The sequence below is a fragment of the Methanolobus chelungpuianus genome, assembly GCF_024500045.1.
In the GTDB taxonomy this organism is placed as follows: Archaea; Halobacteriota; Methanosarcinia; order Methanosarcinales; family Methanosarcinaceae; genus Methanolobus; species Methanolobus chelungpuianus.
Window position 1 is genome coordinate 468,101 of the sequence record NZ_JTEO01000004.1, and the last position, 12,227, is coordinate 480,327.

General features: G+C 49.4%; 13 protein-coding genes. 9 read left to right on the forward strand and 4 right to left on the reverse strand.

The genetic code is table 11. The features are described from left to right. The first annotated feature begins 814 nt into the window (after positions 1–814). Positions 815–1,612: an ATPase domain-containing protein gene (locus PV02_RS06930; RefSeq protein ID WP_256622652.1), complete on the forward strand. Its 798-nt coding sequence runs from the start codon at positions 815–817 to the stop codon at positions 1,610–1,612. 117 nt (positions 1,613–1,729) lie between these two features. Then, positions 1,730–2,554 carry a methanogen output domain 1-containing protein gene (locus PV02_RS13280; protein ID WP_256623070.1) on the forward strand — a complete coding sequence of 275 codons (825 nt, stop codon included), beginning with the start codon at positions 1,730–1,732 and terminating at the stop codon, positions 2,552–2,554. On the opposite strand, the gene PV02_RS06940 is transcribed toward PV02_RS13280, so the two are convergent. From PV02_RS06940 to PV02_RS06950, 3 genes are read right to left on the reverse strand one after another with little or no spacing between them, the layout of a single operon-like run. Beyond that, positions 2,551–2,940 (reverse strand): 5-(carboxyamino)imidazole ribonucleotide mutase, encoded by a 390-nt coding sequence (locus PV02_RS06940; RefSeq protein WP_256622653.1) that lies wholly within the window; start codon positions 2,938–2,940, stop codon positions 2,551–2,553. The genes PV02_RS13280 and PV02_RS06940 overlap by 4 nt on opposite strands. 9 nt (positions 2,941–2,949) lie before the next feature. Beyond that, a complete protein-coding gene (locus PV02_RS06945; RefSeq protein ID WP_256622654.1) occupies positions 2,950–3,237 on the reverse strand; it encodes a chorismate mutase in 288 nt (95 codons plus the stop codon). A 15-nt stretch (positions 3,238–3,252) separates the two neighbouring features. Further along, positions 3,253–4,116: a shikimate kinase gene (locus tag PV02_RS06950; RefSeq protein WP_256622655.1), complete on the reverse strand. Its 864-nt coding sequence runs from the start codon at positions 4,114–4,116 to the stop codon at positions 3,253–3,255. 519 nt (positions 4,117–4,635) lie between these two features. On the opposite strand from PV02_RS06950, the gene PV02_RS06955 reads away from it, so the two are divergent. After that, positions 4,636–4,803, forward strand: coding sequence for a hypothetical protein (locus tag PV02_RS06955; RefSeq protein ID WP_256622656.1), 168 nt, complete (start codon positions 4,636–4,638; stop codon positions 4,801–4,803). A gap of 52 nt (positions 4,804–4,855) precedes the next feature. Here the strand turns inward: PV02_RS06955 and PV02_RS06960 are convergent, their stop codons facing one another. Then, positions 4,856–5,407 carry a hypothetical protein gene (locus tag PV02_RS06960; protein WP_256622657.1) on the reverse strand — a complete coding sequence of 184 codons (552 nt, stop codon included), beginning with the start codon at positions 5,405–5,407 and terminating at the stop codon, positions 4,856–4,858. A 628-nt stretch (positions 5,408–6,035) separates the two neighbouring features. Between PV02_RS06960 and PV02_RS06965 the strand changes: the two genes are divergently transcribed. The 6 genes from PV02_RS06965 to fdhD are packed head-to-tail and all read left to right on the forward strand — an operon-like array spanning position 6,036 to position 12,163. Beyond that, complete coding sequence (locus PV02_RS06965; RefSeq protein ID WP_256622658.1) at positions 6,036–7,058, forward strand: 4Fe-4S binding protein; 1,023 nt, start codon at positions 6,036–6,038, stop codon at positions 7,056–7,058. A gap of 1 nt (position 7,059) precedes the next feature. Beyond that, positions 7,060–8,817 (forward strand): formylmethanofuran dehydrogenase subunit A, encoded by a 1,758-nt coding sequence (locus tag PV02_RS06970; protein ID WP_256622659.1) that lies wholly within the window; start codon positions 7,060–7,062, stop codon positions 8,815–8,817. Between the two features lie 5 nt (positions 8,818–8,822). Continuing rightward, complete coding sequence (locus PV02_RS06975) at positions 8,823–9,632, forward strand: formylmethanofuran dehydrogenase subunit C (RefSeq protein WP_256622660.1); 810 nt, start codon at positions 8,823–8,825, stop codon at positions 9,630–9,632. A 10-nt stretch (positions 9,633–9,642) separates the two neighbouring features. Continuing rightward, positions 9,643–10,032, forward strand: coding sequence for a molybdopterin dinucleotide binding domain-containing protein (locus PV02_RS06980; protein ID WP_256622661.1), 390 nt, complete (start codon positions 9,643–9,645; stop codon positions 10,030–10,032). 1 nt (position 10,033) lies between these two features. Next, positions 10,034–11,350, forward strand: a complete 1,317-nt coding sequence (locus PV02_RS06985; protein WP_256622662.1) for a formylmethanofuran dehydrogenase subunit B — start codon at positions 10,034–10,036, stop codon at positions 11,348–11,350. A gap of 12 nt (positions 11,351–11,362) precedes the next feature. Beyond that, positions 11,363–12,163, forward strand: a complete 801-nt coding sequence (gene fdhD, locus PV02_RS06990) for a formate dehydrogenase accessory sulfurtransferase FdhD (RefSeq protein ID WP_256622663.1) — start codon at positions 11,363–11,365, stop codon at positions 12,161–12,163. The last annotated feature ends 64 nt before the right edge of the window (positions 12,164–12,227 follow it).

Below are 12,227 nucleotides of genomic sequence, written 5' to 3' on the forward strand. Positions count from 1 at the left end.
CTTGGAAAAGGGCCAGCCTCTGGATCTTTTATTCATGAATGCCGTTAAACTTCTCCTGAAGGCAGTTCTGACTATTATTAAATTAAAAATATACGCTGCATCTCGATAATTCTCTGCAATATTAACGCCGCGAACTTAAATTGTAACGCCGTTAAAACTTTACCTGGGAACAAAATCTCTTATCCTCTGTAAGATTAAGACGGATTTAGGTTAAATAAGAAAATAACTAATTACATATTGCGGGTCGTGGGGGAAAATGAGCCGCAAGGGAGTGGAGTAGGAAAGAGATGTTGGGGAACATCTCGGATTCGTTAGGAAAGAGGCGCCTTGAAGCGTGGTGGTTTATCGGCGCCTCATTCTATCCAACCTGGTAAGCCGTTAAGATGGCTTGAGAGATATTGGGGAATATCTCGGATTCGTTAAGGAAGAGAGGCGCCCAAAGCGTGGTGGTTTATGTGGCGCCTCACCTTAATGATCGACTAAGCCGTAAAAGGGTTTTTTAGTATAAAACAGTCTCGTAGCCGAAATTATTCTCCTTGCCGGAATATTCTGATGAGAGTTCTGATAGTGGCCAAAAGTCTGTTTTCAACGGCGGAAGCCATTTTCTTTTCCTGAATCAATAGAAGCACTTAACACTTTTAAGACCTAGCACTTTTCTGGCACATACGCTTTACACTTTCTCTTTCATGCCGACTCAATCACGACGATCAGTAAATATTCCCCATAACAGCTGATCAGCACTATTTATTTATAATATATAGTTAATATTATTATAATATAATTGTAATCTGTACGCTATTTAAGGGTGCTTAAAATGGACAGGATGCCAACTGGGATAGAGAACCTAGATAAGAAGATAGGGGGTGGATACCCCAAAGGCAAAGGGATACTTGTCACCGGAGTCCCGGGGGCCGGCAAGACCATTTTTGGACTTCACTTCCTTCATAAATCCTGCATGGACGGGAACAAGTGCATCATGGTCGCCACTGAGGAAACCCCGGAGGATCTTCTTGGACAGGCTGCGATGCTGGGGCTTGGCCTTGAGTCGTTCATCCAGAAAGGACTCCTCCAGATAAAACCCGTCATCGAGCTGAGGACGCGGGGGATTGCCCGTGAGGCGTGCCTTTTAGATGATTTCAGTGATGAAGAGATAGACCTAATTGAAGAGACCGGACTTGACCGGCATCTCAGGGTTGACAGGGCCGACCTCAACATTGAAGAAATAGACATGATAGACCTGATACGGCTTATCCCGGAGGGGACCGATGTGGCAGTCATTGACAATCTGGGGGTGCTTGCTTTCGGATTGAGTGCCAAGGACTTCCGGGACCGGTTTGATACGCTCAACCGCCTTCTGGCAAAGCAGAAGACCAGCACCCTCTATATCATGGACGAAGCAGCCTATGAGATGACACACAAAATAGCAGACTACTCCACCTACGGCGCTGTCAAGCTTTTCGTAAAAGAGAACCCCTACACCGGCAATAATGAGCGCTTCTTAAGCATACCTAAAATGCGCAGCACAAAAATCACCCTTGATGTAAGCACTTTTGACATAAGCTCTGCAGGAATAAAACTGAAGGGGTCCAAAAGCAAGCTTGTGGAACTTTGATCCTATTTGCATCAGGCTGACACATAAACCAAGACCGTCCTTGAGATGAATAGTACCCAATCATACCATTTGTAAGGAGTTGTTGATATTTCCGGCAGGCAGAAAACAAGGATACTCATTGTTGATGATGAGATAATGAATACAGAGTTACTGAAGGCCTATTTGGAGGACACGTATGAAGTGATCATCGCGCTCAACGGGCAACAGGCACTTGAAAATGTCGCAGTCAACAAGCCTGATATCATTCTGCTGGACGTCATGATGCCTGACATGAACGGATACCAGGTATGCGAAAAACTCAAGCTTGACCCTTCAACCCAGTTCATCCCCGTGATAATGGTAACAGCCCTTTCAGGAAGGAATGACTGGATCAACGGCATTGAGGCCGGGGCTGACGAGTTCCTTACAAAGCCCGTGAACAAGCTTGAACTCCTGACAAGGATCAACTCCCTTCTGAGGATTAAGAACCTTCATGAAGACCTGCTGGCTGAAAAGAATAAACTCGACCTGCAAAACCGCATCCGTTCGGTGCTGACCCAGATCATTCCCACGCTTCTGAGGACGTTGCCTCCCGAACAAAAAGGCATCGTGATCCATCAGATGATAGACATGGTAGTGAATGCCATTCTGGAGAACACAAGTCCGGAGAACAACCTGGCGGGCTATGAGACCGTAGGTGATCTTTGTTGCCAGATAATAAACCAGCTAGGAGCTAACTTTGAGGTGGATGTATCCGGGGATACTAAAAACTGTACAATAAAAGGCAATTGTTGCCCATGGGGCAAGGAAGAGGCCAGGTCGAACCCCATCCTTTGCACTATCTCAAGAGGGATATTCTCAAGGGTTGCAAACATGAAGGGGGACGATGTGGAGGTCGATGTCCTCGAAACCATGGGTAACGGAGATGATTGCTGTCTTTTTGAGATAAACCGACTGGATTAAGGGATAAGGTCCAGTATCCTTATTGCAAGATGGGCCGCATTGGCACCGTTGTCCACGCCAACACTGGCAACCGGGACTCCCGGAGGCATCTGGGCTATTGAGAGCAACGCGTCAAGGCCCATCATCTTTGCACTGACCGGGACCCCTATTACCGGCTTGCCGGTCTTGGAAGCAATGACGCCCGGCAAAGCTGCCGATAATCCTGCTATGGCTATGAATACCTTTGCATCGCTCTGCTTGATGTACTCTTCGAGCTCAACAGGGTTACGATGGGCCGATATTACCTGCACGTCATAACTGTATTTGCTGTTGTCAAGCACGTTACTTACCCTGTGGGCAATGGCTCTGTCTGATTCAGATCCCATTAATACTGCTACGTCTACCATGAATTTCTCCTACGGAAGGTTTCCTTCACCACTTAGTTCATGTTGGCGTTCTATATTCATACGAATAAGAATCTGGAATATCTCTTTTATTGATGAGGTGTCAAGATTCCTTTCAGTGGCAGCATCAACAGCCCGCTCCAGAACCACCTGGTTCTGGGCACCGTCGTTTATCTGGATCCCTTCTTTCTGCTTTGAACGGAGGACCTTTTCCGCAAGGTCCACTCTCCGGTGGATAAGCTCGATGATCTCACGGTCGATCCCTGCTATCTCTTCACGTACTTCCTTGATCGTGTCCATTTTACTCTCACCACCCTAAAGTTTACCTGCACCTTTATTATTGATCTTTGTACATATCACGGTTCCGCTGATTCCGCATTCCTGCCAGGCATCTCTCAGTATCCCCGATGAACGCTCGTCCACAAGAGCCACATAGGAAGGCCCAGTGCCGGACAATGTCACACCTTTGATACCTGCTTCCAGTGCGCGCATCATGGGCTCGGTATCAAAGCCAAGGGCACTGCAGTAAAGGAAACCGTTAAGTGACATGGCCTTCTCATATTCTCCCCGGAGTGCCAGCTCGTAAGCGATATCGACCCAGGGGGCTAACAGCCTTGAACGCGCAACGTTGGTCCCGGAACTGAAGGCTTTCCTGTCGGGTGCAAATATAAGTACATCCGCCTCCCGTTCTTCCCTCTTGAGGAGTTCCGTCTCTCTGTTATCGGTGACAACAAAACCTCCGAAAAAGGAAGCGCATGCATCATCAAAAGCACCTGTGATTGTTACGCCTGCATCCTTTGCGGCCCTGACCCCAAGCCTGACTGCTTCAAGCGGGTCCATCTCCTCTCCGATGGCGTCCAGTGTTGCAAGAACTGTTGCGTTTGCAGCCGCACTGCTGCTTTTCAGTCCCCTTGCAAGAGGCACTTCACTGCTGGTCATGACAGCGCCGCCCATCTTCAGGCCGAAATGGTCCAGCACATGCCGGACACATTTTTCTATAAGGGCGGTATCACCGTCCGGCATCCCGTCGATACTTCCCCTTATGTGATCGTCGTTGCGAGAGAGCTCCACATGGGCAAAGGTCTTCAGGTCGATGCCAAAAGCTGCACCTTTCCAGGTTGCGATCGCATTGATGACCGTCCCTGCACCAAGTGAATACGCTTTTCCCTCACAGCTCATGTGCGATCACACCTGCCGGGGAAAAAGTTCCGCTCCTCATTCCTGACATGCACTCCTAATAGTATCTATCATATTTAAATGTTATATTTAACTTTAGGACTTTTTGAGGGGACTTCTGGATAGTTCCTGAAGCACCACTTCTACTGTTATGACAAACTCCATGACTTAAAATCCATGCATATCTGTGCCTTAGAATTGAAATGGATTGTACTTCCGGACTTACTTTAGACACGGATCAACACCGATTTGCACGGATTTTAGGTGGCAGGGGTTTCTAAACTCATTCTTTCCTGAATCTGTGTTCATCCGCGCAGGTCCATGTCTCCGGAAAGATTACGAAAAAACATCAGTCTGAATAGAAAAAAAGCAGACGTTTAAATGAGAACTCAAATCCTGCGTTTCCTTACGTAACCGAGTACAGAAAAAACGGAGACAACAGGATACCTTTATTTATCATGGGTAAAAACTCTTAACTGGGGCAATGTAAAGGCTCTCTAGGATTAAAGGAGGAGTGGATAGATGGCATCTTCTGCCAGCTCATGTAATGTCTTAAGCAAGGGACAGAGATTCAAGTGCGGTGAATGTGGTATCGCCTTTGAGGTCGTTGACGAATGTAAAGGATGCCCTGAAGGTTGCAATATCACATTGAATTGCTGCGGAAAGGATATGGATATGGTGAACAGATAAAGGTGGCCTTAATAGGCTCCTTTATTGCTTTTTCCATTTTGCTTTTTTGAGTCTATGCCAGCTGGTCTGCCAGCCCCAGTTCAGCCCTCATGTCTGCATACACCTTCTGGTAGATCCGCAGGGTTTCCTTATCGTCATCTCTTCCAGCCGGACTGCCATTATCTGACAGTGGGCCATTCATGCCGGGAGAAATATCCGCACAGTTCCCTACTGATTTCAGTGAGAATCCGGCGCGTCTGAAAGCAGACATGAGATTTTCAAGCTCATCATCTTCCTGCCCATAGAGGAGAAGGATGCCGTCTGAGATCTTACCATAGAACCTTATCTTTTCATAGATCTCTTTGTTGAGCTTGCAACTGTCCGAATTAAGTGAGGCGCTTTGCAGCGCTATTATCACATTGAATCCGTTGCTTCTTTTGAGGCTCGGTGGAATAGAATCTGCAGATACCGACTCTACCCTCGCATTTGTGCCTTCAAGCTCTTTTTCAAAGTCCGGGTTATTTCCGTTAACAATAACAAGACTATCTATTGCGCCATCGTTTATCAGGACTTGCGCAATTTCATTTTTGAACAATTCGCAGCCTATTATACTTAATAATGGCATGTATCATTACTCCTTCATCTTTTTGCTGAGCGCTGCAGAACTGGAATTCCTGCCGGATGGCCGCAGGTATGACTGAACGTATCCGGGTTGCAGAAAAAAGCATCTTTGGTAAAATACAGTGCTGTTGAGTTCTGCTTATTGCCCATATTATACTACCCCATTATTGATGGGGTAGCAAGTACTATAAAAAGTCATCGTGACCTTTATATAATAAGTCTCAGGGTGCATGGTTATCATGAAAGACGATCGATAAAAACCTTGCAGATGCCACCAATGTTGAACCTGCTACAGATGCAAACGATACTTTTATAACAAATAGGTGTTACTATAATTACAATTTCAGGAGCCCATATGCTCCCGGGATTGTGAATTATCGATGCGGTAATTTAAAATGGATATTACACAGGTGAACCCGGATATTGCTTCAGCACGCTGTGAAAAGGCCCGGGCTTAACCTGAAAATGGCGTATTCATGCCACAAAAGCAATAATTTGTGCTTATAATGGGAATTTCCAGTGTACACATATAAATGCCGACTCTGCCATTTATTGAAGCTTTATGTGTCCACCAGCCGAAACAACCTTACAAAGCATGTGGAGTCAAAAGGCAGGACTACGGAGAAAATGAGATGAACGAATCAGTGTTTGGAGTAAAAGACGACAAGCAACTCGTATACATTCCCGAAAAATGTATTGGTTGTGGAACGTGCGTGATGGCATGTCCTAAGGGTTCATTGGTAATCGGCTCAGTGGGAGCTGTTGCCAGAGGGCTCATAGACAAGGATTTCCTGGAGAACAGGTCAGAACTCTGCATCCTTTGCGGGATATGTGCCAAGACCTGCCCCACAGGCGCACTTGAACTGAGACAGGCAGGCAAAACTGTAAACGACAACAGCTATATCAGGGTTGCACTCAAGCCAACTACTGTTGACGCTGAAAAGTGTGTCCATTGCGGCCACTGCGAGCAGATCTGCCCTCAGGATTGCATAGAGGTCAAGCAGTGGCTTGCCAATGACGGCAGCGCACGTGTGGAAGGTGAAACTAAGATCGATAACGAATGCTGCGTACACTGCGGATGGTGCATGGAAGTCTGTCCGGTAGATGCTATCGCAGTAGAGAAACCATTCGAGGGCACCTGGCACAGGGATGAGAACACCTGTGTAGCATGCAGGACCTGTGTTGACACCTGCCCGTGCAATGCTCTTTTCAACCCCGAGTGGGGTGCAGGTGAAAGGGTGGATAAGGTCGCACAGCGCCCGGACGTATGCATCTACTGTGGGGCATGTGACGTATCCTGTCCGGTCAATGCGATCACCGTGACCAAGACCGCAATAGTACCGGCAGTGGAGAAGAAGGCCCTCCTTGAGAAGAAACTGCTCAACTCTGACGTGCCAAGACCCACACTCGCCTCCAGACTGGAGACTGATGAAGAGGCATGCCTGGGATGCGGTAACTGTGTTATCGTTTGCCCTGTCAATGCAAGCGACGCAGATGTCGGTGCAGGCTACCTTAATGAAGTTGACAGCAAGAAGCTCCTTGAAGTAAGGAACGGTGTTGTCAATGTGGTCGATCAGGAACTGTGCGGTTCCTGTGGAGCGTGTGCCATGATATGCCCGGTCGATGCAATAAGATTAGTAGTAAAGGAGGTATAAAATGGCTGGAACAATAGCAATCAAGAACGGTTATGTCTTCGACCCCCTCAACGAGATAAACGGGGAGAGGATGGACATCTTCATCCGCAACGGCAAGGTCGTAACAGAGCTTTCCGCTGCTGAGCTCAAGGATGCCAAGGAGATCGATGCCTCCGGCAAGACTGTAATGCCTGGTGGTGTCGATTCACACTCACACGTGGCCGGTGCAAAGGTCAACGTGGGCAGGATGATGAGGCCTGAGGACCATTACAAGTTCTACCAGAAGAAGACGCCCCTTACACATTCCGGCTGCGGATACAGTGTTCCTTCCGTGTACCTGGGAGGATACGAGTACTCAAAGATGGGTTACACTACAGTCTTCGAGGCGGCTGTTCCACCCATGGAAGCACGCCACACCCATGAGGAGATGCGCGCTACCCCTATGCTTGATATGGGCGGGTACCTCGTCTTGGGTAACAACTGGTTCCTTATGAGATACCTTAAGGAAGGAGACATCGAGAAGGCTGCAGCTTACATTTCCTGGATGATGAGGACGCACAAGACCTATGGTATAAAGTGTGTGAACCCTGCGGGTGTGGAGAACTGGGGATGGGGAGAGAATGTCCATGCCCTGGATCAGGCCAACATCCACTTCGAGGTCACACCCGAGGATATTATCAAGGGACTTGCAGAGCTTAACGAGATGCTCGGATTCTCAATGCCTGTGCACCTGCACGCAAACAATCTCGGACACCCGGGCTGCTGGGAGATCACAAGGGATTCGCTCAAGATCCCCAAGAACATAAAGGCACGCCCCAAGGACCATAATGTCGAATGGGCAGAGACAAAGGTCAATCCCAGAAGGCATGAATCAGTCTACCTTACACACTGCCAGTTCAACGCCTTTGGAGGAACATCCTGGAGGGACTTCGAATCAGGTGTGAAGGGAATAACTGACTATGTCAACAGCCACGACCATGTGGTGATGGACAGCGGTTGTGTGCCATTCGGTGACGCAACAGTGATGACCGGTGACGGACCTGCTATCCACGACCTGTATGTGCTTACCGGTAACAAATGGTCCAATACCGATGTCGAGTGTGAGTGCGGTTCAGGTGTACTGCCTTTCACATACCTCAAGAGCAACCCCGTACACAGCGTACAGTGGGCAATGGGTCTCGAGGTGCTGCTTTATGTCAAGGACGCATGGAAGAGCATCATGACAACCGACAGCCCCAACGGCGGACCTTTCATAAAGTACCCGCAGGTCATTGCCTGGCTCATGTCCAACAAGGCAAGGCAGGACACCCTCAACGAGTGCCACAAGTGGGCAGCAGACAGGTCAGGCCTGGCTGCAGAGACAAGGGAAATGACCCTTAACGAGATAGCTATCGTCACCCGTGCAAATGCTGCAAGGACCATAGGTCTTTCACACAGCAAGGGTACCCTCGGCGTAGGAGCGGACGGAGATGTGGCAATCTACGATCTCGACCCTGCAAAACTAGAGGTCAGCGACTACGAGAGCATTATCAGGGCCTTTGAGAACGCAGCATATACCATCAAGGGCGGTGAGGTTGTATGCCAGAGGGGAGAGATCGTAGCGATCCCTGAGAAGAAGACCTACTACTCTGACATAGCCGTGAACGCTGATGAAGAGAAGAAGATGATCGAGGATGTCAAGAACTGGTTCAAGTACTACACCATAGGTTTCAGCAACTACCCGACACCTGAGAAGTACCTTGCAAACCCGACCCCGATCAAGATCGATGCAGAGGTGTGAATCCCATGGCAGAAGTAATTCTTAAACCCGTATCCAAGTTCGAGCTGACAATTGAGGCAGAAGTGATCACACCTGACAACTTTGCAGGCAAGAACGCACAGGAGATCGGAAAGCTCCTTGTATGGGAAGGCCCACAGCAGTTGCCTATTTCTAATTTCTTTGAGGTCAAGGGCAACGGCGGAAGCTCTGCACAGGACACAACCATTGTCATCGACGGGAACGTCCCCAGAGTGAAGCGCATCGGTGAAGCAATGACTGCAGGCAGGATCCTTGTGAAAGGTTCGACCGGCATGCATGTCGGAGCATTCATGCAGGGCGGGGAGATCCTTGTTGAAGGTAACTCTGACTCCTGGCCGGGGATGGAGATGAAGGGCGGACTCCTGCACATCAAGGGTAACTCCCTGGACCATGTAGGTTCCGCATACCGTGGAAGCTGGAAAGGCATGACCGGCGGCCGTATCGCTATTGACGGTAATGCAGGCAACCAGGTCGGCGGCGGCATGAGCGGAGGAGAGATCGTTATCGGAGGCAATGTCGATAACTTCTGCGGAACCCGCATAAATGGCGGCCTTATCGTCGTCAAGGGGAATGCTATCAGAACTGTCGGAGCAGAGATGACCGGTGGCACTATCGTTGTCGGCGGCAGGATAGGGAAGTTCACCCCGGGCTTCCAGCAGACAGCAACTGAGTCCAACCTCAAGTTCAATGATATTGAATGCCCCGGAGAGTTCAAGAAGTTCGCAGGGGATTACGCAATCCCTCAGAAGGGAAAAGGCGTATTGTACGTATCCGCTGAGAACAACGAGGATCTGTGAGTTGATTTTCATGCAAGCATTACTCAATACAGGAAGTACTATAGAAGAAGGCAGGCTTGCCAAGGGAGGCGACAAATACTCTGCCGCCTACACAAAGGAATGCGCGGTCTGCTGGATGTGTGCTCATGATTATGAAGCACTCGGATGTCCTGAAAAAGTGAAGGTTACGACCAGGGACGGCAATCACTCTATTGCCGTCTACACAAAAGTTACGGAATCTGTAAGGTGCGGCCACGTATTCATCCCGCGGTCCATCTGGGCCAACATAGTGGTTGAGCCGACTACCTTTTCCACCGGCTCCCCGCTCTACAAGGGAAGCCCTGTGACCGTTGAACCTACAGATGAAGAGGTACTCAGCGCCGAGGAAGTTGTCCTGAAGCTGTACATGGGAGGCGAATAATATGGTCTACAAGAACATTATCTGCCCCGTCTGCGGAGGTTCATGTGACGATGTCCAGGTAGAACTCAAGGACGGAAAGATAGACGTCCAGAACGCGTGTAAGATGGGTAACGCAAAGTTCCAGGAAGTCGTGAGCTCACACAGGATCAGGAAACCTACCGTAAGGGATAATGGTTCTGTAAAGCCCGTCAGCTGGGAAGAAGCGCTCGACAAGGCAGCAGATATCCTGGTGAACGCAAAGAAGCCTCTCTTCTTCCTTGGAAGTGAGACCTCATGCGAAGCCCAGGAAGTAGGACTGCACATTGCAGAGTATCTTGGCGGAATAGCAGACTCCAATGCAACTATCTGTCACGGTCCGACGGTGATGGGTATCCAGGAGTCCGGCTGTGTAGGTTCCACTGCAGGCCAGGCTAAGAACAGGGCCGATGTCATCATCTACTGGGGAGTGAATGCACTCGAATCCATGCCAAGGCACATGTCCAGGTACGGAGTATTCCCCAGGGGCTACTGGGCAAAGAGGGGAAGGTTCGACAGGACCGTTATCACCGTCGACCCCAGAAGGACTCCCACTGCCGCAGCATCCGACATGCACCTGCAGCTTAATCCCAACAGTGACTACGAACTGCTCAGCGCGATGTTCACCATCCTGAACGGTAAGGAGCCTCACCACTCCGTCGAGGAGATAACAGGTATCCCGATCGCCGTAATGAAGCAGACCATCGAGATGATGAAGGAAGCGAACTACGTTGCAATCTACGTAGGACTTGGTGTCTCTTCCTCATACGGAAAGCACAGGAACATCGAGATAGCCCTCAACATGGTCAAGGAACTGAACAATTACACCAAGTGTAACCTTGGCGCACTGAGAGGACACTGCAACGTGGCAGGATTCAACCAACTTGCATCCTACCTCTACGGATACCCCTTCGGTATCGACTTCACTAAGGGATACCCGAGGTACAACCCCGGAGAGACAACCATGGTAGACCTGCTCAGGGAGAAGGACGTCGACGCAGCATTCGTTATGTGCGCAGACCTCGTCAACCACATACCTGCAGACAGTGCGAAGTACCTTGCAAGCATACCCATGGTATGCATGGATATCGCACCATGTCCCTCAACCACAGCAGCCGACGTAGTGCTGCCCGGTGTTATTGACGCCATGGAATGCGACGGTACCTTCTACAGGCTGGACAACGTGCCGGTTCACTTCGAGCCCTTCACAGAGTCCCCCTTCCCTGAGACAAAGAGCAACGAGGAAACCCTTAAGATGCTCTTTGAGAAGATAAAGGCCAAGAAGGAAGCAGCAGCTAAGTGAACAGGTGCTAACATGGGAACAGGAAGACCGCTGAAGGCTTCCGGGGATGAGGAAAGCCCCTCTCCCTTCCATGTTTCCATGAAGTGCCTCAGAATCACTGAGTCAGAAAACCAATACATAGATGTGGATGTCATCATTGAGGAAAGGTTTGACCTTTTCGTGAATGGTATCCATATAACCACTTTTTTTGCAAGCCCTGTGGAACTTGAAGAGCTTGCCTTGGGATTTTTGGTCTGCGAAGGCTTCATTCAGCCCTATTCAAGGATTGGGCCAATCACTATAACCCCGGATTCCATCTCATGCACTCTTGATATAGATGCTGACGAACTTGCAGCCCTGACACACCAGCAGAGGTGCGGGACCACAGATTACTGCAAGGACACCGTACGTCGCATCAGCTCGGATGTCAGGTTCAGCAAGGAAGCCGTTATCATGGCTGTGGAGCAGCTCAAGGAAAAAGGAAAAGCCTGGCACAGAACGGGCGGAGCGCACACATCCATGGTCTGCAATGATCAGGGAGAAGTGCTTTTTTCCTGTGAGGACGTGGGAAGGGCATGCTCCGTGGACAAGGTTGTGGGCAAAGCCCTGCTGAACGGCACGGACCTCTCGCAGTGTGCTCTTGTGACCACCGGCAGGCTTGCATCCACCATGGTTTCAAAGGCTATCAACGCCGGATTCCCCCTCGTTGCAAGCAAGGGGGCTACCGTGCGTGAGGCCGTGGAACTTGCCAGGGAAACAGGAATAACGCTGGTGGCTTTTGTCAGAAGGCCGGACCTGTATGTATACAGCGGGGAACAACGGATTAATGTGTAGTGTTCACTCTTCTGAGTTCAGTAAACAGGTCCCGTTTGAAAGCAAAAGAGTTATATTAAATGAA